The sequence below is a fragment of the Nocardia citri genome (assembly GCF_054065835.1).
On record NZ_JBSUQM010000008.1, the window covers coordinates 158367 to 179775 of the forward strand.

21 protein-coding genes are annotated in these 21409 nt (G+C 66.4%); 15 read left to right on the forward strand and 6 right to left on the reverse strand.

The annotated features are described in order from the left end of the window. Positions 1-11: 11 nt before the first annotated feature. From ACW2Q0_RS14935 to ACW2Q0_RS14960, 6 genes are all read left to right on the forward strand, one after another. Positions 12-1346, forward strand: coding sequence for a PucR family transcriptional regulator (locus ACW2Q0_RS14935; protein WP_457190364.1), 1335 nt, complete (start codon positions 12-14; stop codon positions 1344-1346). Between the two features lie 127 nt (positions 1347-1473). Next, complete coding sequence (locus ACW2Q0_RS14940; RefSeq protein ID WP_457190366.1) at positions 1474-2388, forward strand: ACP S-malonyltransferase; 915 nt, start codon at positions 1474-1476, stop codon at positions 2386-2388. A 123-nt stretch (positions 2389-2511) separates the two neighbouring features. Continuing rightward, a complete protein-coding gene (gene acpM / locus ACW2Q0_RS14945; protein WP_457190368.1) occupies positions 2512-2811 on the forward strand; it encodes a meromycolate extension acyl carrier protein AcpM in 300 nt (99 codons plus the stop codon). Between the two features lie 10 nt (positions 2812-2821). Next, complete coding sequence (locus ACW2Q0_RS14950) at positions 2822-4072, forward strand: KasA/KasB family beta-ketoacyl-ACP synthase (RefSeq protein WP_457190370.1); 1251 nt, start codon at positions 2822-2824, stop codon at positions 4070-4072. A 201-nt stretch (positions 4073-4273) separates the two neighbouring features. Continuing rightward, positions 4274-5707, forward strand: coding sequence for an acyl-CoA carboxylase subunit beta (locus tag ACW2Q0_RS14955; protein WP_457190372.1), 1434 nt, complete (start codon positions 4274-4276; stop codon positions 5705-5707). 109 nt (positions 5708-5816) lie between these two features. Continuing rightward, positions 5817-7667: an Eco57I restriction-modification methylase domain-containing protein gene (locus ACW2Q0_RS14960; RefSeq protein ID WP_457190374.1), complete on the forward strand. Its 1851-nt coding sequence runs from the start codon at positions 5817-5819 to the stop codon at positions 7665-7667. 13 nt (positions 7668-7680) lie between these two features. Here the strand turns inward: ACW2Q0_RS14960 and ACW2Q0_RS14965 are convergent, their stop codons facing one another. The 3 genes from ACW2Q0_RS14965 to ACW2Q0_RS14975 all read right to left on the reverse strand — a co-directional run bounded on the left by ACW2Q0_RS14965 (position 7681) and on the right by ACW2Q0_RS14975 (position 9089). Further along, positions 7681-8295 (reverse strand): TetR/AcrR family transcriptional regulator, encoded by a 615-nt coding sequence (locus tag ACW2Q0_RS14965; protein WP_457190376.1) that lies wholly within the window; start codon positions 8293-8295, stop codon positions 7681-7683. Between the two features lie 146 nt (positions 8296-8441). Further along, positions 8442-8627 carry a hypothetical protein gene (locus tag ACW2Q0_RS14970; protein WP_457190378.1) on the reverse strand — a complete coding sequence of 62 codons (186 nt, stop codon included), beginning with the start codon at positions 8625-8627 and terminating at the stop codon, positions 8442-8444. Positions 8628-8822: 195 nt separating this feature from the next. Further along, entirely contained in the window at positions 8823-9089 is a 267-nt protein-coding gene (locus ACW2Q0_RS14975) for a hypothetical protein (protein ID WP_457190380.1), read from the reverse strand. A gap of 240 nt (positions 9090-9329) precedes the next feature. On the opposite strand from ACW2Q0_RS14975, the gene ald reads away from it, so the two are divergent. Together ald and ACW2Q0_RS14985 are read left to right on the forward strand one after the other, a co-directional pair. Next, entirely contained in the window at positions 9330-10445 is a 1116-nt protein-coding gene (ald, locus tag ACW2Q0_RS14980) for an alanine dehydrogenase (RefSeq protein WP_457190382.1), read from the forward strand. Positions 10446-10505: 60 nt separating this feature from the next. Then, positions 10506-12014 carry a serine hydrolase domain-containing protein gene (locus tag ACW2Q0_RS14985; protein ID WP_457190384.1) on the forward strand — a complete coding sequence of 503 codons (1509 nt, stop codon included), beginning with the start codon at positions 10506-10508 and terminating at the stop codon, positions 12012-12014. A 38-nt stretch (positions 12015-12052) separates the two neighbouring features. Here the strand turns inward: ACW2Q0_RS14985 and sigJ are convergent, their stop codons facing one another. Then, positions 12053-13003 (reverse strand): RNA polymerase sigma factor SigJ, encoded by a 951-nt coding sequence (gene sigJ / locus ACW2Q0_RS14990; RefSeq protein ID WP_457190386.1) that lies wholly within the window; start codon positions 13001-13003, stop codon positions 12053-12055. 131 nt (positions 13004-13134) lie between these two features. On the opposite strand from sigJ, the gene ACW2Q0_RS14995 reads away from it, so the two are divergent. Continuing rightward, complete coding sequence (locus tag ACW2Q0_RS14995; RefSeq protein ID WP_457190388.1) at positions 13135-14046, forward strand: cobalamin biosynthesis protein; 912 nt, start codon at positions 13135-13137, stop codon at positions 14044-14046. A 175-nt stretch (positions 14047-14221) separates the two neighbouring features. Here the strand turns inward: ACW2Q0_RS14995 and ACW2Q0_RS15000 are convergent, their stop codons facing one another. Beyond that, positions 14222-15082 (reverse strand): SURF1 family cytochrome oxidase biogenesis protein, encoded by an 861-nt coding sequence (locus tag ACW2Q0_RS15000; protein ID WP_457190558.1) that lies wholly within the window; start codon positions 15080-15082, stop codon positions 14222-14224. After that, a complete protein-coding gene (locus tag ACW2Q0_RS15005; RefSeq protein ID WP_457190390.1) occupies positions 15082-15639 on the reverse strand; it encodes a low molecular weight protein-tyrosine-phosphatase in 558 nt (185 codons plus the stop codon). The genes ACW2Q0_RS15000 and ACW2Q0_RS15005 overlap by 1 nt, the downstream gene beginning before the upstream one ends. Positions 15640-15683: 44 nt before the next feature. On the opposite strand from ACW2Q0_RS15005, the gene cobC reads away from it, so the two are divergent. The 6 genes from cobC (at position 15684) to ACW2Q0_RS15035 (ending at position 21110) form a co-directional block, all read left to right on the forward strand. Then, a complete protein-coding gene (gene cobC / locus ACW2Q0_RS15010; RefSeq protein ID WP_457190392.1) occupies positions 15684-16721 on the forward strand; it encodes an Rv2231c family pyridoxal phosphate-dependent protein CobC in 1038 nt (345 codons plus the stop codon). Positions 16722-16751: 30 nt separating this feature from the next. Next, positions 16752-17876 carry a Nif3-like dinuclear metal center hexameric protein gene (locus tag ACW2Q0_RS15015; RefSeq protein ID WP_457190394.1) on the forward strand — a complete coding sequence of 375 codons (1125 nt, stop codon included), beginning with the start codon at positions 16752-16754 and terminating at the stop codon, positions 17874-17876. 230 nt (positions 17877-18106) lie between these two features. Then, positions 18107-18496, forward strand: a complete 390-nt coding sequence (locus ACW2Q0_RS15020; RefSeq protein ID WP_457190396.1) for a hypothetical protein — start codon at positions 18107-18109, stop codon at positions 18494-18496. Further along, positions 18457-18750 carry a hypothetical protein gene (locus ACW2Q0_RS15025; protein WP_457190398.1) on the forward strand — a complete coding sequence of 98 codons (294 nt, stop codon included), beginning with the start codon at positions 18457-18459 and terminating at the stop codon, positions 18748-18750. Before ACW2Q0_RS15020 ends, ACW2Q0_RS15025 begins: the two co-directional genes overlap by 40 nt. 253 nt (positions 18751-19003) lie before the next feature. After that, the gene (locus ACW2Q0_RS15030) at positions 19004-19741 is read left to right on the forward strand and encodes a zinc ribbon domain-containing protein (RefSeq protein ID WP_457190400.1); all 738 of its coding nucleotides are present in this window, start codon (positions 19004-19006) and stop codon (positions 19739-19741) included. An 82-nt stretch (positions 19742-19823) separates the two neighbouring features. Beyond that, positions 19824-21110 (forward strand): bifunctional RNase H/acid phosphatase, encoded by a 1287-nt coding sequence (locus tag ACW2Q0_RS15035; RefSeq protein WP_457190403.1) that lies wholly within the window; start codon positions 19824-19826, stop codon positions 21108-21110. Positions 21111-21409: the final 299 nt, after the last annotated feature.

Genomic DNA, 21409 nt, shown 5'->3' on the forward strand with positions numbered 1-21409 from the left:
CGGACGATTGGATGGTGGAACGTAAACCGCCGCGGCCGCGTCGGATCACCGATGGCTCCTCCGAGCACGAGGTGTATCTGCCGACGGGCGCACTGTCCCCGAACCGGCAAACCCGCGACCCACTGCCGGACACGCTGCTCAAACGGGTGAAGCAGTTCTCCGGACGCCTCTCCACCGAGGCGGTCGGGTCGATGCAGGATCGGTTGCCGTTCTTCGCCGATCTGGACGCCGCGCAACGCGCGGGCGTGCAGATGCTGGTGCAGACCGCGGTGGTGAACTTCCTGGAATGGCTACAGGATCCCGATAGCGATATCCGGTTCAGCCTGGACGCCTTCCAGGTGATCCCGCATGATCTGCCGCGGCGGCTGACGCTGCGCCAGACCGTGGACATGGTCCGCGTGGCCATGGAGTTCTTCGAACAATGGCTGCCCGCGCTGGCGCGCAACGACCGGCAGCTGGTCGCACTCACCGAGGCGGTATTGCGCTACGGGCGCGAGCTCGGATTCGCCGCCGCCTCGGTGTATGCGAGCGCCGCGGAATCCCGTGGCGCCTGGGATACCCGGCTCGAGGCGCTGGTCGTGGATGCCGTGGTCCGTGGCGATACCGGCCCGGACATGCTGTCGCGGGCCGCGACGCTGAACTGGGACGCCACCGCACCGGCGACGGTGCTGGTCGGTACGCCACCGGGGGATCAGGGCGTCTCGATGGTCGGCTCGGTGCACGCCATCGCCGCACGGCACGGTCGCGCGGCGCTGGCCGTCGTCCAGGGTTCCCGGCTGGTGATGGTGGTCAGCGGGAATCTGGGCGATACCTCGTATGTCTCACCATTTCTCGCCGATCTGCTGGCCGAGGTGTTCTCCGACGGTCCGGTGGTCATCGGCCCGACCACGCGCACTCTGGGCGCGGCGCATGCCAGCGCGGTGGAGGCACTGGCCGGAATGGAGGCCGTCGTCGGCTGGCGCGGGGCTCCGCGACCGGTGCACGCTGCGGAATTGTTACCGGAGCGGGCCCTATTGGGTGACCGAGCTGCAATCGACGCGCTGAACGAGTACCTTGTCCTTCCGTTGGCCGCTGCGGGATCCGCGCTGGCCGACACGCTCGAGGCCTATCTGGATTGCGGTGGCGCGGTCGAGACTTGTGCACGTCAACTGTACGTTCATCCAAATACCGTTCGCTATCGACTCAAGCGGATAGCCGAGATCACGGGCCGTGATCCGATGAATCCGAGGGATGCGTACGTGCTCCGGATCGCCGCCACAGTGGGTCGTTTGACACGAACCCGTAACGAATCATCAACTTCTACCCCAGAAGTCACTCAACTCTCAGTGGGTCACGAAGGCGTGTAACAGATCGGGGGAGACGGTCGATCCGGAAAACCCACATGCGCTTTTGTGGAACCTCCACAAAAGCGCTCCGCAAGGTTCATTCGCGTCGACATCTCGTGCGGCGCACCTCACAGTGTTTCCTAGAGGTGTGATCGCGTTGTTCGCCCCTGGACAGGGGTCCCAGACACCCGGCATGCTCGCGCCTTGGCTCGACCTTCCCGGCGCGACTGATCGCCTCGCCCTCTGGTCCAAGGCCTCTGGTCTGGACCTGGTTCGCCTCGGCACCACCGCGACCGCGGAGGAGATCACCGATACTGCCGTTACCCAGCCGCTTGTGGTCGCCGCAGCGCTGCTGGCCTTCGCGGAAATCGAGCCGGATTCGCTTCCGGCCGATATTATCGTCGCTGGACATTCGGTCGGTGAGCTCGCCGCCGCCGCAGTCGCCGGAGTCATCTCCGCCGACGATGCGGTGCGGCTGGCCGCCATCCGCGGTGCGGAGATGGCCAAGGCGTGCGCGCTGGAGCCGACCGGTATGTCCGCGGTGCTCGGTGGCGATGAGGCCGCCGTGCTCGCACGGCTCGAACAGCTCGAACTCGTCCCGGCCAACCGCAATGCCGCGGGGCAGATCGTGGCCGCCGGACGATTGACCGCCCTCGCGGAACTTGCCGCGAACCCGCCCGAGAAGGCGCGGGTGCGTGCGCTGCCCGTCGCGGGTGCGTTCCATACGGCGTTCATGGCCCCGGCCCAGGACGCTGTGACGGAAGCCATAGCAATGATCGTGCCGAACGACCCGACTCGGACCCTGCTGTCGAACTTCGACGGCAAGCCGGTTGCCTCCGGCGCCGATGCGGTCGCTAAGCTCGCGGCGCAGGTCACCCGGCCCGTCCGGTGGGACCTGTGCACCGAGACTGTCCGACGAGCGGCGGTTTCGGCAGTGGCGGAGCTGCCGCCGGCGGGCACGCTCGTCGGCATCGCAAAACGGGAACTGAAGGGCACACCGACACTGGCGTTGAAGACCCCCGAAGACCTCCCCGCGTTGGCCGGGCTCACCATTTCCGGCTAGCTTTCCCCCGGCGACTGTGTAACCCAATACACGATCGTGACCGAGCAGACGGTAACCATCGACTCGCTCGATTCGAAAAACAACAGTGAAGCCCTACAAAGTAGATAAGAAGGGAGCCACGAAGTGGCCGCTCTGACCCAGGAACAAATCGTCGAGGAACTCGGCAAGATCATCGAAGAGGTGACCGGTATCGAGCCCTCCGAAGTGACGCTCGAGAAGTCCTTCGTCGATGACCTGGACATCGACTCGCTGTCCATGGTCGAGATCGCGGTTCAGACCGAGGACAAGTACGGCGTAAAGATCCCGGATGAGGATCTGGCCAGTCTGAAGACGGTCGGCGACGCCGTCGCCTACATCCAGAAGCTCGAGGCCGAGAACGCTGAGGCGGCCGCTGAGCTCAAGGCCAAGTTCGACGCCGAGTAGGGCCGACACTGTGACCACTCCTTCCACCTTGAACGGGAACTTCCCCAACGTCGTCGTTACAAGCCTGGCGGCGACCACGTCGATCGCTGGTGATGTCGATGCGACGTGGAAGGGCCTCCTCAACGGCGAGAGCGGTATCGACGTTCTCGAGGACTCCTTCGTCGAGGAGTACGACCTTCCGGTCCGTATCGGCGGTCACCTGAAGGTACGGCCAGAGACCCTGTTGAGCCGTGTCGAATGTCGGCGCATGGCCTACGTCGAGCAGCTCGCGACCGTACTCGGTCGCGAGGTCTGGCAGAACGCGGGCAGCCCCGAGGTCGACCCGGAGCGTCTGGGTGTGGCGATCGGCACCGGGCTCGGTGGCGGTGACGCGCTCATCGACTCGGTCGACAAGCTGAAGAACGGTGGCTATCGCAAGATTTCGCCGCTGGCCGTTCAGATGGTCATGCCGAATGGCCCGTCGGCTGTAGTCGGTCTCGAATTGAAGGCCCGGGCAGGAGTGGTCACTCCGGTCTCGGCATGCTCATCGGGCTCCGAGGCCATTGCCAACGCATGGCGAATGATCGTCATGGGTGACGCCGATATGGTCGTCACCGGTGGCGTGGAGGGTTTCATCGACGCGGTGCCGATCGCGGCTTTCACCATGATGCGCGCGATGAGCACCCGCAACGACGATCCGAAGGGCGCCTCGCGTCCATTCGACTCCGATCGCGACGGTTTCGTTTTCGGCGAGGCCGGTGCGCTGATGGTCATCGAGACCGAGGAGCACGCCAAGGCTCGTGGCGCGACGATCCACGCGCGCCTGCTCGGCGCCGGTATCACCTCCGATGGCTTCCACCTGGTCGCACCCGATCCCACCGGTGACGGCGCCGCCCGGGCGATGACGCGGGCGATGCAGACCGCGGGTCTGACGCCCAAGGACATCACCCATATCAACGCACATGCGACCGCTACCCCGATCGGCGATACCGCCGAGGCGAACGCGATCAACAAGGCCGTGGGCAACCATGCTTCGGTGTACGCGCCGAAGTCGGCACTCGGTCACTCGATCGGCGCCGTCGGTGCGCTCGAATCCGTGCTGACCGTGCTCAGTATCCGTGACGGCCTCGTCCCGCCGACGCTGAACCTGGACAACCAGGATCCGGAGATCGATCTGGATGTGGTGCACGGCGAAGCCCGCCGCCAGGAGATCGAGTACGCCATCAACAACTCGTTCGGTTTCGGTGGGCACAACGTCGCGCTCGCCTTCGGTCGGGCATAGCCGCTCGGTATCCGATTTGGTCTGTGCGAAGCCCTCCCGCGCTTACGTGCGCTGCCTCTCCGGGCTCGACCGCACAGACCGGGCAGACTGCACAACGAACACCGGTGGGGTCGACCAACGCCAGAGTCGGTCGACCCCACCGGTGTTCGACATACGCAGCCGCGGTAGCGGCGTACTTGCTCGAGGTGAGGAGAAAACGCGATGACGATTGTGGCTCCCGCGTCCGGACCGGAAGCTGCGACCGATCCGCGTGATCCGCTCGGTCGGCTCCAATGCTTCTTCGACCCCGGAACCGTGCTGCCACTGCACCCGCGCGACAGGTCCGGTGTGCTGGCCGCGATCGGCGAGGTGGACGGTGTCCGTACCGTTGCCTACTGCTCCGATGCCACCGTCATGGGTGGCGCGATGGGCGTGGAAGGTTGTAAGCACATTGTCGATGCGATCGACACCGCCATCGATTCCGGCATTCCGGTGGTCGGCATCTGGCATTCCGGCGGCGCCCGTCTCGCCGAGGGTGTCGAGGCGCTGCACGCGGTCGGTCTGGTCTTCGAGGCGATGGTCCGCGCATCCGGTCTGGTACCGCAGATTTCGGTGGTGCTCGGCTTCGCCGCCGGTGGCGCCGCCTACGGTCCCGCACTGACCGACATCGTGATCATGGCGCCGGCGGGACGGGTCTTCGTGACCGGCCCCGATGTGGTGCGCAGTGTGACCGGTGAGCAGGTCGATATGGCCACCCTGGGTGGTCCGGAGACCCACGGTAAGAAGTCCGGTGTCGCGCATATCGTCGCCAACGATGAGGCCGACGCGTTGCACCGTGGTCGGCGCTTGGTGTCGATGTTCGCCGAACAGGGCGAATTCGATCTGGTCGCGGCCGCACACGGTGATGTCGATCTGAAGGCGATGATGCCGGAATCGGCCAAGCGCGCCTACGATGTGAAGCCGATCGTCCGCGAACTGCTCGACAACGTCGACGGTGAGTCCTCGTTCGAGGAATTGCAGGCCGGTTACGCACGCAGCATTGTCACGGGTCTCGGTCGGCTCGGCGGCCGCACCGTAGGTGTGCTCGCCAATAACCCGATCCGCCTCGGTGGCTGCCTGAACTCCGAAAGTGCCGAGAAGGCCGCGCGTTTCGTCCGGTTGTGCGACGCGTTCGGCATTCCGCTGGTGGTGCTCACCGATGTCCCCGGGTACCTGCCCGGCGTCAGCATGGAGTGGGAAGGTGTGGTGCGGCGCGGTGCGAAGCTGCTGCACGCGTTCGCCGAGGCCCGGGTGCCGCGGGTCACACTGGTCACCCGCAAGATCTACGGTGGCGCCTACATCGCGATGAACGCCCGTTCGCTCGGTGCGACCGCGGTGTACGCCTGGCCCGGCTCCGAGGTCGCCGTGATGGGCGCCAAGGCCGCGGTCGGCATCCTGCACAAGAAGGCCCTGGCGGCCGCGCCGGAGCAAGAGCGTGCGGCGCTGCACGAGCGGCTGACGATCGAACACGAGCGCATTGCCGGTGGTGTCGAGCGGGCGATCGCGATCGGTGTGGTGGACGAGGTGATCGACCCGGCCAAGACCCGCAGCACCATTGCCGCGGCATTGGCGGCGGCGCCGGTGCGCAAGAGTCACCACAAGAACATTCCGCTGTAAATCCGGCGGCAAGCGCGGGCCTCGGGATCCGCGCATCGCGGGGCTCGCCCGCGACGGCGCGCGAGCGGATCGCCCGCCATTACCGCCGGGACGAGGCAGAATCCCAGGCATGAATCCCGGCGAGTCGGCTGCGCGCGACCGCAAACGGCACGGTAGGCATTACACGCCACCCGCCCTGGCGCGCTTTCTCGCGCGGCGGCTGCTCGAACATGCGCCGGGTGGTGCAGTGTTGCGGGTGCTCGATCCGGCCTGCGGTGATGGTGAATTGCTGCTGTCCCTGGATGAAGTGGTGCGGGAGTTCTCGCCGGGGGTGCGGGTGGAGTTGGTCGGCTACGACCTGGACGCGGCCGGGGTGGCGGTGGCGCGAGAGCGTGCGCAGGCCGCGGGGGTCGCGGTCGAGTGGCATATCGGGGATTTCCTGAGCGAATCGGCGGGGATCGCGGCAGGGGCATTCGATGCGATCATTACCAATCCGCCGTATGTGCGGACTCAGCAGTTGGGTGGGCCGACCGCACAGTTGCTCAGCAGGCGATTCGGGTTGCAGGGGCGAATAGATCTCACCCATCCGTTCGTCGCCGCGGCGCCGCGGCTGCTGCGGTCGGGTGGAGTGCTCGGATTGCTGTGTGCCAACCGCTTTCTCACCACCAAGGCCGGTGCCAATATCCGGAGCCTGTTGCGTACCGAATTGGCTCCGGTCGAACTGTACGACCTCGGCGATACCAGGTTGTTCGAGGCGGCGGTGCTGCCCGCGGTCACCATCGCCACTCGCGCGGCAGCACGCGCGGTCTGCCGCTACGTTTCCGCCTACGAGGTGGACAGCGCCGAAATCATCGGCGGAACCGATCTTTTCGAGGCGCTGGCGGCCGAGCACAGTCATTACGTCGAGCACTGTGGGCGCACCTTCGCGGTCGAGGTAGGTACGTTGGCGACGGGTGATCGGGCGGTGATTCGCGCGGCTCCCGGTGATCGGGCAGCGGCGGCTCCCGGTAAGCGAGCGATGCGCGGCGATCCGGAGGTAGCAGGCCGGGTGCGCCCGATGGTCGTCGGGCACGTCGACGTATCGGGTCGGGATGACAAGTTGGACGCGCGGTCGGCGCAAACCGTTGTCGACGTCGATAAAGACAGTGGCGCCTGGCGAATGTCGCGGCCGGAGGTCGACAGATGGTTGGCGCAGGTGGAGGCGGGGACCTGGCGGACATTCGGTGCTGTGGGGCGGATTCGCGTGGGGATCAAGACAACCGCGGATCGGGTATTCATTTCCGACCGGTGGGCGCAGGTGCGGCCGCGGCCGGAGGGGGAGTTGTTATTCGATTTGATTACCCATCACGATGTCGATCCGTGGCGGATTTCGCGAGAGCGCGACGTGCAGGTGCTGTATCCGTACAATACGGCGGAATCCGCGCGGATGCCGGTCGACCTGCGGGAATTTCCCGGGGCCGCAGCATATTTGGAGATGCATCGGGAGACGTTGGCCGGCCGCAAATATTTGATCGACAGCGGCCGGCAGTGGTTCGAGATCTGGGTGCCGCAGCGGCCGAATTTGTGGCGGGTACCGAAAGTGGTCTTCCCCGATATCAGTGAGCGGCCGCGATTCGCCCTGGATCGATCCGGAGCGGTGGTAAACGGCGATTGCTATTGGATGTCGCTGGCCGATCTCGGTGTGGACGGTGCCGCGCAGCGGCTGGCGTATTTGCTGATGGGCGTGGCGAATTCGGCGCTCGGGCTGCGGTTCTACGACGCGGTGTGTGGGAACCGATTGTATTCGGGCAGGCGGCGGTGGATCACCCAGTATGTGTCGCGGCTGCCGCTGCCGGATCCGACCACGATGCGGGCGGGTGGCGTCGTCGAACTGGTTCGGGATTTCGTCGACGGCGGCAGGGTGCCCGACCCGAATTCGCTGCGGCTGCTCGATGAGTGGGTGGCGGCCGCATTCGGCACCCGGATATTCGAAATGCGTTGAGTCGGCAAACCCGTTATGCGGTGGCGCGGACACCGACCATCGGCAGCAGTGTGCGTCGCGCGAAATCCCGACCCGCCGCCACGTCATCGATCGGAATGAGCCCGTCGGGCGTCAAGGCCAGCGACAGTGCCAGTCGCGCCATGATCTCGGCGACGAGGTCGAAGTCGTCATCGCCACCGCTACGCAGTTCGCGCAGTTTCTCCGCCAGATAGGTGCGCCCGACCTCGACGATCGGAGCGGCCTCGGTGGTCAGTCGGGGCAGGATGAGATCGGGTTCGGTGCGCAGCAGCCGCCGCAAGAGTTCGTTGCCCGCGATTTCGGTGATCACCGCGACGAAGATCTCGATCAACTGTTCCTCGACGCCCTCGACCTTCTGCACCCGCTTATCGATCTCGGCGACGAAACGCTGCGCCTCGCGCACGCTGACCGCCTCGACGAGGTCGTTCTTCGATTCGAAGCGGCGATAGAGGGTCGCTGGGCTGATTCCGGCGCGGCGCGCGATCTCGCCCATGCTGGTGCGTTTGATGCCGAAGTCCAGAAATGCCGACAGCGCGCTCTCCAGCAGCTTCTCGCCGTCACTGACGGGCTTTTCCAGGATGCGCTGGAGGATGGGCGGAACGGTCGGCATCAAGGCTCCAGTCGAAATCTGCTCGGGACGCCGATGGTGCCTGGGCGTCGCGACGGTGCGGGTGCGTGCCGTTCATTATTTCACCGGGTCGCGACGGTTCGACGCGGCTGGGCACCAGAGCTCGACCGACTACAGGCAACAGCGCGTCAGGTGCGCGGCAGATCCAGTTCCGCCATCTCCTTTTCGATCGCATTGGCGGCGAAATCCACTCCACTGGAGCGTAGTTCGTGTACTCGCCGCTGTAGTGCCTCGATCCCGCCCGGTTGGGCCGCGATATCGGCCACGCTGATCCGCCCCGACGGCCGGTGCATACTCTGGTGCACGTACGCCACCGTGATACCTCCTACCTGCATGCTGCGCGGCCACCATCCCGGTGGGCTCGCCGTCTGCATGACAGATGATTCGACAGCAGTGTCGGCGGGAGATCCCGGGATACCGGGCACGCTGGCAAAATGTTATCAGCGATTCAAGCTGGTCAATTGATCAGTGTGTGCTGTCTCACACCCGTTTCGCGTCTCGGTGGTTGGTCATGTTGTGGAGGTACACAGCACCATTGAGTCGGATCCGGTCCGGCTCGGCCTCGCTCGGTTCGCGGCGCACCTGGCCGGACACGCCCGCGACCAGTGACCCGGTCGGAATCTGGGCACCCTCCAGAATTCGGCGGCGATCAGACTGCCCGTGCCGATGACCAACAGTGCGCGATCTGCGGTCGGGCTGGTGCCGAGGAAGCGGTGGAAGTAATGACGAAAGCTCACCGCGGTGCCGAAGCCGGTTTCGGCGGCAATGTGATCCATGGTGTCGGTGGTGGATTCCAGGAGTAACCGGGCGCGGTGGGTGCGGTTGGTGCCGTAGCCATTGCTGGGGTGGGCGCATTTCAGCGAGACGCTCGAGCGCCTGGAGCGGAACTTCGGGTACGCCGGGCGGGGTGACCAGCTCCGGATTCCGAAGCTGGGTGAAACGTTCGCCGTGTGAAACTACGGCGCGCTCGCGCGGCGTTCATGGCGCCGGGACCGTTGGTGGGCCACGATGGCGATATGAGGATCGCAGTTCCACGAGAGGTCAAGGAGCAGGAGTTTCGAGTGGCGCTGACCCCGGCCGGTGCCAGGGAACTGGTGCGGCACGGGCATGAGGTGCTGATCCAGGCCGGCGCCGGGGTGGGGTCCGGATTTTCGGATGCGGATTATGCCGCCGTGGGGGCTCGGATGGTGCCCGCCGCCGAGCAGGTGTGGTGGGAGGGCGAGGTCGTACTCAAGGTCAAGGAGCCGATCGTCCCGGAGTATCCGCGGATGCGGCGCGAGCAGGTGCTGTTCACCTATCTGCATCTGGCCGCGTCGCGTGAGTGCACCGATGCGGTTCTGCGGTCCGGAATCACCGCGATCGCCTATGAGACCGTGCGGGCCGCGGATGGGTCATTGCCGCTGCTCGCGCCGATGAGTGAGGTGGCGGGCAAACTCGGCCCACAGGTCGGCGCGTATCACCTGATGGCGCCGCTCGGCGGTGCCGGGCTACTGCTCGGCGGGGTCCCGGGGGTCCTTGCGGCCGATGTGGTGGTGCTCGGCGGTGGGGTCGCTGGGATGAACGCGGCCACGATCGCGGCCGGGATGGGTGCGAAAGTCACTGTGCTGGATACGAATTTGACGCGACTGCGCGAACTCGACGCACGGTTCGAAGGACGCGTCTCGACGGTGGCCTCGAATGCGGTCGAGATCGAGCGGGCCGTGCTGGCGGCGGATCTCGTCATCGGTTCGGTGCTGGTTCCGGGGGCGCGGGCGCCCAAGCTGGTGTCCGAGGAACTGGTTCGCGGTATGCGGCCCGGATCGGTGCTGGTAGATATCGCCATCGATCAGGGCGGGTGTTTCGCCGGTTCGTATCCCACGACGCATGCGAATCCAACTTTCCGCGTGGCCGATTCGTTGTATTACTGTGTGGCGAATATGCCGGGTGCGGTGCCGCATACCGCGACCGTGGCGCTTACCAATGCCACCCTGCCGTATGTTCGGGCGATCGCCGATCACGGTTGGCGGGAGGCATGTGCGGCGTACCCCGATCTCGCACGCGGGGTCACCGCGGATAACGGACGGCTGTTGTCGGCGGAGGTTGCGGCGGCGCACGGATATTCGATACCCGAACGGGTTGGGCTTGCGGGCTGACGTGGTGCGAGAGTGGTTCCGGTGTGGACCCGCGGCCGCGCGATGAGAAGGGCGAACGCGGTGACTGCGGAATATCTGCGGCGGACAGTCATAATCGCACTATTTCTGGTGCTGTTTCCGTCGGTCGGCGTGGCGGTCGCGGCACCGGCGGCCGACGGCGTCGATCCGGCGGCCGTGGATCGGTATATGTCCGAATACCTGTCCCGGACCCGGTTGCCGGGGGTTTCGATCGCTCTCACCCACGGGGATCGGGTGGTGTACGTCGCGGGGTACGGTCACGATTCGAGCGGTGCGGTGATCACCGCGACGACGCGCATGCCGATCGCCTCGGTGAGCAAATCCATGACGGCGTTGGCCGTGATGCAGTTGGTCGATGTGGGGAAGGTGCGTCTCGACGCACCGGTGCGTGAGTATGTCACGGACTTTCGGTTGGCCGATCCGCGCGGTGATCGGATCACCGTGCGGGAGTTGTTGAATCAGACGTCCGGAATGTCGGATACCGCGTTTCCGGATCTGCGGCGGCCGCAGGCGGATTCGCTGGCCGGGGCGGTCGAGCGACTACATGCCGCGAAACTGGCCGCCGATCCGGGGACGGAATTCCACTATCACAATCCGAACTATCAGGTCGCCGCTCGATTGGTGGAGGTGGTGAGTGGGGAACCGTTCGCGGACTACATGCGGCGAAATGTATTCGGGCCCATCGGGATGCGTGACACCACGACGGTGAATTCGGCGCGCGACGCCGAGGACGTGACGCATGGGTACGTCCGGGCATATGGTTTCGCGATACCGGTGCCCGAGCCCGATTGGTTCGTCGCCGGTAGCCACGGAGTGATCACCACGGCCACCGATCTGGCCGCGTGGCTGATCACCCAGTACAACGCCGGCGTGGCCCCGGACGGGCACCGGGTGGTGTCCGCGGGGGCGGTAACCGAGATGCGCACACCCTCGGGAGTCGGCGACGACGCGTACGCAATGGGTTGGCAGCGTGGGCAATCCGATCAGATTTCGCACTACGGCGACTGGTTCACCTACACCGCCGCACAGGTCCTGGTGCCCGACACCGGGTACGGGATCGCGGTCATCGCCGATACCGGTATGGCACTCGAGGACGATCCCAGAATTATCGCGCAGGGCTTGGCCGATCTCACCCGGGGCGAGTCACCGGATGTGCACCGACCGTGGAGCATCTACGCCGACTGGGCAATGGCGTTGCTGACGCTCGGAACTGTGGCTCTCGGGGTGCTATGCCTGGTGCGATCGCGCCGCTGGGCCGATCGGCAGAGCCGCCCCGCCTGGCAGATCGTCCTGCGCCAATTGCCTTATCTCGTCCCGATCGCGATTCTGATCACACTACCGCAGCTGGCGGGTCTGGTCTTCCGCGGCCGAGCCGGAACCTTCCTCCAGGTGACCTACGTTTGGCCTGCACTCGTGGTGTTCCTCGGCAGTGCCGCGTTGATGGGCGTATGCGTACTCATCGCCCGCGGTGCATGGCTCATTGTGTTGCGGCGTAACCGATCCCGGACCGAGGTCGAGTCGGCAGCACCCGTGGCCCGAGCCCCCGCCTAGCCGACGGCCCGCACATCGAAATGTGCGGGCCGCGTAAGTTATTCGGCGTTCGGGCCGAGGTACCAGTCGGGGGCGCCCTTGGTCGGGAGGTCGTGCAGCTTGTCCGGGTTGCGGACGACATGGATGGCGACGATGCGGCCGTTATCGATGGTGAAGGAGAAGACGCCGGTATGCGTGCCGTCGAAGACGACCAGACCGGGAGCGCCGTTGACCAGTACCGCGCGGCCCCAAGCGCCCACTGCGGACGGTGCGTGGTACCAGCCGAGCAGCATCTTCGCGATGAGTTCGGCGCCGCGCACCGGCCGGCGGATGGCGGGGACCTTGCCGCCGCCGTCGGCGGTGAGGCTGACATTCGCGTCGAGCACGCCGAGTAGTGCGCTCAGATCGCCGGATCGCCAGGCGACCGCGAAGGCAGAGACGACCTTCTCCTGTTCATCGGGTGAGGCGGGGAAGCGGGGGGTACCGTCCTCGACGCGCTTGCGTGCGCGCGAGGCGAGCTGCCGCACCGCCGCCGGTGTGCGCCCGACGACCTCGGCGACCTCGGGGCCACTCATACCGAACACATCCTGCAGCACGAATGCGGTGCGCTCGGCGGGCGACAGGGATTCCAGTACGACCAGCAGCGCCGTGGTGACACGCTCGTCCTGCGTGATCCGGTCGGCCGGATCATCCCAGCTGGTGACCTCGGGCTCCGGCAACCATTCGCCGACGTATTGCTCGCGCCGGGCACGGGCCGAACCGAGCTGATCGAGGGCCAACCGCCCGATGACGGTGGACAGCCAGGCCCGCAGATTCTCGATTTCGCCCGCGGTCCCCGCCTCGTACTGGCGCTGCAGCCGCAGCCACGCCTCCTGCACCACATCGTCGGCGTCGGTGAGACTGCCGAGCGTGCTGTAGGCGAGCCTGCGCAGATACGACCGGTGCTCCTCGAAACGTCGAGCCAATTCGGCCTGGTCGATGGGTTCGGAGGAGGGCTGGTCTGTAGTCACTGGTTTCGCCGTTCGGTCGTGCGGCCCCGTCAGGGGCGAGCTTATGCGTCGTCGTCGTGATGACGAAGCAGGGCTGGCGAATGTGACATGTCGCGGTTGTCATGGCGACCGGCTACCCTCGCCGGGTGCGAATGGGGACTTCGACGGCGGCCGGGTTGGTGCTCGGATTCGTGCTCGACCGTGTGCTCGGTGATCCACGCCGGTGGCATCCGGTGGCCGGATTCGGAGCGGCGGCGAATGCGCTGGAACGCGTGACCTATGCCGATCGGCGCTCGGCGGGGGTGGTGCACGAACTGGTGTTGGTCGGTGCGACAACGGCATTCGGGTTCGGGCTACGGCGCGGCGGCGTAGTCGCAACCGCGCTGGCGACGTGGACGGTACTCGGCGGGCGCAGTCTGGTGCGCACCGGGCGCGACATGGCCGACCGGCTCGAGTCCGGTGATGTGGCAGGTGGACGTGCACTGCTGCCATCGCTGTGCGGGCGGGATCCGGCGGCGCTGGATGCGGACGGGTTGGCCCGTGCCGCATTGGAATCCATCGCCGAGAACACCTCGGATGCGACGGTCGGGCCCTTGCTGTGGGGTGCGGTCGCCGGGGTACCCGGGCTGCTGGGATATCGCGCGATCAATACGTTGGACGCGATGATCGGCTACCGCGACGAGCGGTACCTGCGCTTCGGTTGGGCCGCTGCTCGTGTCGATGATCTGGCGAATCTGTTGCCCGCGCGTATGACCGGCATGCTCACTGCTGCTTTGGCCCCTGTGGTGGGTGGCCACCCGGCCGACGTGCTGCATGCGTGGCGACGGGACGCGGGCAAGCACCCCAGCCCGAATGCCGGAGTCGCCGAGGCTGCGATGGCAGGTGCGCTCGGCGTGCGTCTCGGGGGGCGGACCCAGTACCGCTATGGCACCGAACTGCGGCCAACTCTCGGCGACGGGCCTGCACCTCAGGTGGCGGATCTGCGTCGTGCTGTACGCATGTCCGAGGCAATTCAGTTGGGTGCGGTGCTGAGCGCCGCGCTCTGGTCGATCTTGCGCCGCTGACCCCGTTCACCGTCGATCCGGTCCTGGGTGTGCCCATTCCGTTGACGCACTTCGCGCGGATGGAGTTGCGCCTTCGGACGCGTTCATCGGTTCGGAGCAGATTTCAGCTGGCCGGCTCACTTCCTCGTCCGGCACCGGCGACAATCCGCCACCGGACCTCGTTTCGGGCGTGAGGTCAGCGAGTACCGCCGTAGCGGTCGGCCAGGCGCTGCTCATTGGTAGATACCGGTGCGGGGGCCGGGGTTTCGCTCGGCGCAGTTTTCGAGGTCGCGGTGGACTTTTCCTTGCGGCGCTCGCGGATCTCGGCGTAGATGAAATAGCCGAGGCCCAGGGGAGCCATGATGCCGAAGGCCAGCCATTGCAGGCCGTAGGACAAATACGGACCCGCATCGAGTTGCGGGAGGGGCGTGGGGGTGAAGGCGCCGGGCTGGTTCTCGCTGAGCTGCAGGTAGCCGCCGCGTTCACCGGTGGGGATGACCGTGAGGGGCTCCTGCAGGACGGCCATTTCCTGGGTGGTGTCCACTGAGTACACCTGGCGGTACCCGTCCTCGACCGTCGGGTCCTTACCGGGGGTGACGCCCTCGGACATCCGGATTCGCGCCTCGATCCGCTGCGGCCCGGCGGGCGGGTCCGCAATGTGCGGCGGGCGGGAGCCGTCGACGGCCGCGACGAGACCGCGATCGATGAGCAGGATGCGGCCGTCGTCGAGTTCGAAGCTGGTCAGTACCGAATAGCCGGGCGCGCCGTCGAGGTGGCGCAGACGGACCAGCACGGTCGAATTCGGCAGATAGCTGCCCTTCGCTGTGACGCGTCGCCATTCGGCATGGGAATCGGTGCGCTGGTCGTCCAGGACGGTGGTGATATCGATCGGAGCGGCGTCCACCGAATCGGCGATCAGCTGGTTGCGGTGTGCGGTGGTGGTGTTCTTGCCGAGTTGCCACGGTGCGAGCACGGTGAAGCAGAGGTAGGCGAAGGCCGCCACGAGTACGGCCAGGATCAGCCAGCTCGGGCGCAGCAGGAAGGTCAGTCGGCGTATCACGGGCGTCCGTCGGGAAGGGGTTCGTAAGAAACTGCGTGGTCTGATCTGTCTGCGGACTCATCGGCGGGGGTCGTTCGCGCGGCGAGGGCGGTGCGGACCCAGTCCAACAGTCCTGGAATGGCGGCGGCGATCTGATCGTGGACCAGGTCGAAGTCGGCCGTGTCGCCGTAGTAAGGGTCAGGGACATCGAGGGTGTCGGCATCGGGGTCGAAGCTGCGGAGCAGGCGGCGGCGGTCCGACGGGATGCCGAGCGTGGCGAGGCGGCGCTCGTGGCCGGAATCGAGGGCGACCAGCAGGTCGGCATCGCAGTGCTGGTCGCCGAATTTCGCGGCGATGTGGCCGGTCGGGTAGCCGTGGCGGCGCAGGGTGGCATTCGTACGGGCATCGGCGTCGGCTCCGGTGTGCCAGCCGTCGGTGCCCGCGCTGCTGACCCGCACGCGGTCGGCGAGCCCCGCACGGTACAGGTGTACCGCGACCATCTTCTCCGCCATCGGCGATCGACAAATGTTGCCGGTACAGACGAACGACACGTGCAACTCACCCACGACAGCCATTCTGGCCGGTCGTCCCGATGGACCGCCACGTAGGGTGTTTTCTCGTGTCAGCCGACAGTGTCGATCACGCGAAACTGCGTCACCACGGTGACGTCGACGCACGCCCCGGCATGCTCGACTTCGCGGTCAATGTGCAGGGCAGCGCGCCGCCGGACCGGCTGCGGAACCGTTTGGCCGCGCGGCTCGACGACCTCGGCAAATATCCGAGCGCGGCCGACGAACTCGCCGCACGCAGGGCTGTTGCGGCCCGCCACGGCCGCACCACCGAGGAAGTACTGCTGCTGGCGGGTGCGGCCGAGGGGTTCGCGATGCTGCCCAGACTCGCGTCGCGACTGGCCGCGGTGCTGCACCCCTCGTTCACCGAGCCCGAACTGGCGCTGCGTGAAGCCGATATCCCGGTGACCCGCGTCGTACTCGAACCGCCGTACACCATCGACCCGGCGCTCGTCCCCGCCGCCGCTGACCTGGTAGTGCTCGGCAACCCGACCAACCCCACCTCGGTGCTGCACCCCGCCGACACGATTCGCGCGCTGCGCCGATCGGGCCGCGTCATCGTGGTCGACGAGGCCTTCGCCGACGCGGTCCCCGGCGAACCGGAGTCGCTGGCCGCTTCGGCCACCCCGGACATCCTCGTCCTGCGCAGCCTCACCAAAACCTGGGCGTTGGCGGGCCTGCGCTGCGGCTACTTCCTCGGCGCACCGGAACTGCTGGCCCGTCTGAATCGCGGCCGCGCACACTGGCCGCTGGGCACACTGCAACTGGAAGCGATCACCGCGACCGCCGAGCCGGATGCGGTTGCAGCGGCACAACAGCGAGCACACGCGATCGCCGTCGACCGCGATGCGATGATCGAGCGACTGACCGCGCTGGGGGTACACGTTCATACTCCCGCGGACGGACCATTCCTGTTGCTGCGTGTGCCGGACGGTGAACTCCTGCGAAAACACCTGGCAGACCGGGGAATCGCGGTCCGCCGCGCCGACACCTTCCCAGGTCTGGGACCAGATTACGTGCGCGTTGCCGTTCGCGGTCGCACCGAGGTCGATCGGTTGGTAGCCGGAATTCGCGCGGCAGGAGTTTGATGTCGGCCCAGACGATATGGAGGTAGGCGGATGGCGACGACGCTGGCGGATCTCATCGGGGTGCTCGACGCGGCTTATCCGCCGAAGTTGGCGGAGTCCTGGGATTCGGTGGGGTTGGTCTGCGGCGACCCGGCCGACGAGGTGACTCGGGTGCTATTCGCGGTGGACGCGACTGCGGCCGTGGTGGATGAGGCGATCGATTGGCGGGCACAGGCTTTGGTGGTGCACCATCCGCTGCTGCTGCGTGGGGTGGACACTGTCGCAGCCGATACACCCAAAGGTGCTCTGCTGCATCGGCTCATCCGATCCGGGTGTGCGCTGTTCGCGGCGCACACCAATGCGGACTCTGCTGATCCGGGGGTTTCCGATGCGCTGGCCGATGCGCTGGGGCTCACTGTCACGGGCCCGTTGGACTCGAAACCACAAGCTGCCGTGGATAATTGGGTGGTCCAGGTGCCGCGCTCGCATGCGGATGCAGTGCTCGCGGCACTGTTCGCGGCCGGTGCCGGTGGGAGCGGGACCTACCGTGACTGCGCTTTACGGGTGCCGGGCGTCGGGCAGTTTCGTCCGGTCGACGGGGCGAATCCGGCTATCGGCGCCATCGGGGAATTACAACAGGTCGACGAGGACCGCCTCGAAGTGATCGCACCGCCGTCGGCGCGCACGGACGTGCTGGCGGCGCTGCGGTCGGCCCATCCCTACGAAGACCCCGCCTATCACGTCACCGAGCGCGCCGCGCTGCCATCGGGGTTCGGCATCGGTCGGGTCGGCACGCTTGCCGAACCGGAGTCCTTGCGCGAGTTCACCGCACGGGTCGCTGCCGCATTGCCCGTGACTACCTGGGGTGTTCGCGCAGCCGGTGACCCGGACCGCATGATCCAGACCGTCGCGGTATGTGGCGGCGCGGGCGACTCCTATCTGACTACGGTGGCGCGCCTCGGTGTCGACGCCTACCTCACCTCCGATCTGCGCCACCACCCGGTCGACGAACACCTGCGGCGCAATGGTCCCGCCCTGATCGATGCGGCCCATTGGGCTACCGAATTCCCTTGGTGCGCACAGGCACAGACGGTGGTCCGCACCGCGCTGCCCGACCTCGAAACTCGAGTCTGCACCCTGCGCACCGATCCCTGGACGATCAGCGCCGCCCAGTGAATCTCTGATCGCCTGCGTGAACTCCGTTGATCAGTGCGCGGATCCGCATCCCCGATACCGAATGTGCGGTTCACGCAACGGATGTACGCCTTCGGGGCCGCATCGGTTGCGGTGCACGGCAGCGCCGAACCATCCTGTGTGACGGCGTGTTCGGCGCGTGTCGTGATCGATTGCCGAAGGGGGAGCTGGTTCAGGTGAGTTGACACTCCCGCTCAGGGTACAACTACCCCATGAGTTTCCCGGTGGACTTCGGGATCGTGCAGATCGGCCTGATGCTGATCATCGTGGTCGCGGTCGCGTTGCTGATATCGGCGCTCGTCAGGGTGCGCCAGGTCGGATTGCGGGTTTTGATCGGGCACGGGGCGGGCGGATTCGCGTTGCTGATCGTCGCGGTACTGCTGTTGTGGGTGGTGACGCTCATGCAGACATTCCTAGGGCTGAGCGGAGAGATCAAAGCGGCGCACGTAGTGGTGAATCAGGTCAAGGGCCAAGACCATCGGCTCGAGGTCGACCTCACCCTCTACGGCGACGACCACCATCCCGACCAACACGAGAAGTACAGGTCGAGGGTGACCTGTGGGTGCTGCAGGCCGATATCGTCGAATTGGAGCCCTGGGTGAACGCCCTCGGCTTTCACTCCGGCTACAAGGTCACCCGCCTGTACGGCCAACGCCTCGACGGCGTCGCCACCACCCAGAATCAGATTTTCGTCAACGGTGACGACCAAGACTTCTTCAACGATATGCGCAACCACACATGGTGGACCGATCCCTTCGTCCGCTCCGCCTACGGCAACGCCGTCATCGCCACCCCCGGCACCTACGACGTCTTCATCTCCCGCGACGCCATCAAAACCCGCGCCCCCGGCAACTGACCGCCGCGGCTACCACCGCCGGACGAGCTGATCGTCGCGTCGATGCGAGATTGCAGTTTCAACATCCTCGCGGCTGGGCGGGTCGACAGGTCCAATGCCTACGAACGCCGGGTAAGCCCCCTCGATTCCACGCGCTTACGCGCCGCCACACGTGGCCCGGACCGAATCACCGGCGATCCGGGGTACGGTTGAAGACCGGCATCGCCACCTCGCATGCCTCCATCCGTCCACAGCGTCCAGGAGTTTATCCGCGTTGAATGTCGAACCACCTGTCCAGGCCAAGCTGCTCCAGCTCGCCGCCGTCGACGCCGAACTGACGCGGATCGCGCATCGGCGCACCGTGCTGCCCGAGCAGCAGGAGGTCGCGCGGCTCGAAGCCGAGCGGAATACGCACAAGGATGCGGCGGTGGCGGTCGAGATCTTGCTCGACGATCTCGACCGCGATATCCGCAAGCTGGAGGGCGAGATAGAGGCGGTGCGCAAGCGCGAGGAGCGCGACCGCGGCATGTTGACCGCCGGTTCGGTGGGTGCCAAACAGCTTTCGGAGATTCAACACGAGCTGGGCAGTCTGCAGCGGCGTCGTTCGGTGCTCGAGGACGAGCTGCTCGAGGTGATGGAGCGGCGCGAGGCGTCGGCATCCGATCACGATCACGCGGGTGCGCGGCTCAGCAAGACCGAACAGGAGCTGGCCGGTGCCGAGCGCCTGCGCGATGAGGCGCTGGCGGATCTGGATGTCGCGCAGGGCCGTTGCGATTCCGATCGCAAGGGTCTGGTCGCGCTGTTCCCGGACGAACTGCTGAGCATTTACGACCGGCAGCGCACCCAGCACGGTGTCGGCGCCGCGCTGCTGCAGGCCCGCCGGTGTGGTGCGTGCCGGATCGAACTGGGTCGCGGTGAGATCGCGCGGATCACCAAGACGGCGCCCGACGTTATCGTGCGGTGCCCGGAATGCGGTGCGATCCTGGTGCGCACCAAAGAGTCGGGTTTGTGAGGTTTCCGGTGCGGGTATCAGTACTCGCGGCGGTCCGCTCCCAGCGACGGATGGCCGGCCGCCGAAGAGGACGAGGGGAACAATGACCGAGCGCGAGGTGATCGTCGAGGCTGACGGCGGTTCCCGGGGCAATCCGGGTCCGGCCGGTTACGGCGCGGTCGTCTTCGCTGCCGATCACACCCGAATCCTCGCCGAACGCAGGGAATACGTCGGCATCACCACCAATAATGTCGCGGAATACCGTGGGCTCATCGCGGGCTTGGAGGCGGCGGCGGAGTTGGGCGCGCGGGTGGTGTCGGTGCGTATGGATTCCAAGCTGGTCGTCGAGCAGATGTCCGGACGTTGGAAGGTCAAGCACGCGTCCATGATTCCGCTGGCGGAACGGGCCCGCGGACTGGTCGCCGGATTCGACACGGTCACCTTCGCCTGGATCCCACGCGCCGAGAACGCGCATGCCGATCGGCTGGCGAACGAGGCGATGGATGACGGCACGCTGATCGGCGAGGTGCATGCCGCGCAACGGCAGCTGCTCGATGCGGGCGCGGTCGCCGCGACCATGGCGGGGGAGGTGCGCGAGGTCGAGGAACAACTGCTCGGCTGGACGGACGAACCCCCGGCGTCCGCGCGCGCTACCGACGCGCAGCCGAGCTGGATCGATGAAGTCAGGGACGCGCAGTCGACCGTGGCCGATTCTCGAGCCGCCGAAGCTCCGACGCCGACCGCCGCCGAAAAGGCCCCCGGTTGGACCGGTGCGGCCGGCCGCCCGACCCGCTTGCTGCTGTTGCGCCACGGCCAGACCGCGCTCTCGCTCGAGCGCCGCTACTCCGGCCGCGGCAACCCGCCGCTCACCGATCACGGCCGCGAACAGGCCGCCCGCGCCGCGAAAATGCTCGCCGCGAAGGGCGGTATCGCCGCGGTGGTCACCTCCCCGCTCAGCCGGGCTCGTGAGACCGCCGACGCCGCCGCCACCGCACTCGACGTGCCGATGCGTATTGTCGATGGCCTCACCGAAACCGACTTCGGCACTTGGGAGGGTCTCACCTTCTCGGAAGCGGCACAACGAGATCCGCAGCTGCACGCGCGCTGGCTCGGCGATCCCTCGCTGCCCGCGCCGAACGGTGAGAGCTTCGACCAGGTCCGCGAGCGGGTGGAGGCGGCCCGCCGCGATCTGGTCGCGTTGTATCCGGGCCAGAACATCGTGGTCGTCAGTCATGTGACCCCGATCAAAACCTTGCTGCAGCTCGCACTCGGCGTCGGTCCGTCGCTGCTGTATCGCCTGCATCTGGACCTGGCGTCGCTGTCGATCGCGGAGTTCTACCCGGATGGCGGTTCGTCGGTTCGCTTGGTCAACGACACGTCCTACCTCTGAGGGACTCGGTCATCGGACCAACCCGCATGTTTCCGCGAACCGCGAATTATGGCGTATAGCAATGGATTCGGCCTGTCGAATCGGCTCCATTGCGGCGAATCTCACACGGTAACGTTTCAGACACGGTTATAGCGGTAGGCTTCGGATCGGTCAGGCACAGGCATCCCGCCCCGCCTGTCTGGTCGGGGATGACGAAGGTCTTCGAACAGTGCTGCTCGGGGGGATGAGAACCGGCGAGCAGTGTCGCTCGATGGTCGCTTCGAAAGATGAAGGCGCCCTGTGCCGTCGAGTGTGTCGAT

Bases quoted from the DNA above. Each gene is read 5' to 3' on its own strand.
- ACW2Q0_RS14935 (WP_457190364.1), top strand. From the start codon at position 12: ATGGTGGAACGTAAACCGCCGCGGCCGCGTCGGATCACCGATGGCTCC.
- ACW2Q0_RS14955 (WP_457190372.1), top strand. From the start codon at position 4,274: ATGACGATTGTGGCTCCCGCGTCCGGACCGGAAGCTGCGACCGATCCG.
- ACW2Q0_RS14960 (WP_457190374.1), top strand. From the start codon at position 5,817: ATGAATCCCGGCGAGTCGGCTGCGCGCGACCGCAAACGGCACGGTAGG.
- ACW2Q0_RS14965 (WP_457190376.1), bottom strand. From the start codon at position 8,295: ATGCCGACCGTTCCGCCCATCCTCCAGCGCATCCTGGAAAAGCCCGTC.
- ACW2Q0_RS14975 (WP_457190380.1), bottom strand. From the start codon at position 9,089: ATGGATCACATTGCCGCCGAAACCGGCTTCGGCACCGCGGTGAGCTTT.
- ald (WP_457190382.1), top strand. From the start codon at position 9,330: ATGAGGATCGCAGTTCCACGAGAGGTCAAGGAGCAGGAGTTTCGAGTG.
- ACW2Q0_RS14995 (WP_457190388.1), top strand. From the start codon at position 13,135: ATGGGGACTTCGACGGCGGCCGGGTTGGTGCTCGGATTCGTGCTCGAC.
- ACW2Q0_RS15005 (WP_457190390.1), bottom strand. From the start codon at position 15,639: ATGGCTGTCGTGGGTGAGTTGCACGTGTCGTTCGTCTGTACCGGCAAC.
- ACW2Q0_RS15015 (WP_457190394.1), top strand. From the start codon at position 16,752: ATGGCGACGACGCTGGCGGATCTCATCGGGGTGCTCGACGCGGCTTAT.
- ACW2Q0_RS15020 (WP_457190396.1), top strand. From the start codon at position 18,107: ATGAGTTTCCCGGTGGACTTCGGGATCGTGCAGATCGGCCTGATGCTG.
- ACW2Q0_RS15035 (WP_457190403.1), top strand. From the start codon at position 19,824: ATGACCGAGCGCGAGGTGATCGTCGAGGCTGACGGCGGTTCCCGGGGC.